The 471-nt window shown below is 71.1% G+C and carries 1 pseudogene; it reads left to right on the forward strand.

What is annotated here, in order from left to right:
* A pseudogene (locus tag GXB81_RS31165) lies at positions 1-471 on the forward strand (methylenetetrahydromethanopterin dehydrogenase); the annotation flags it as partial.

Raw genomic sequence — 471 nt, forward strand, 5'->3', positions numbered from 1 at the left:
TCGGCGCCGACGTGACGATCGCGAGCCACCACGACCGCCAGCGCGCGCTGCACGCCTCGGCCGAACTGAACCAGCGCTTCGGCATCGTCACCGGCGGCATCGGCACCACGACGCCGGACGAACTGCGCGACGCGCTCGCCGAGACCGAGATCGTACTCGCCACCGCCGTCGCGGGCGTGCAGGTGATCGGCAGCGGCGATCTCGCGCATGCGAAGCGCCTGCTCGTGGCCGCCGACGTCAACGCGGTGCCGCCCGAAGGCATTGCCGGCGTCAACGTGATGAACGACGGCAAGCCGATCGACGGCGTGCCGAACGCGGGCGCGATCGGCATCGGCGCGCTGGCGATCGGCAACGTCAAGTATCAGGTCGAGCACCGGCTCTTCATGCGCATGCGCACGGGCGGCAAGCCGGTCTATCTCGGCTTTGCGCAGGCGTACGACGAAGCCCGCGCGGTCGCGGCCGGCCTCGGCT

The organism is Paraburkholderia sp. Ac-20336 (genome assembly GCF_017105025.1).
GTDB lineage: Bacteria > Pseudomonadota > Gammaproteobacteria > Burkholderiales > Burkholderiaceae > Paraburkholderia.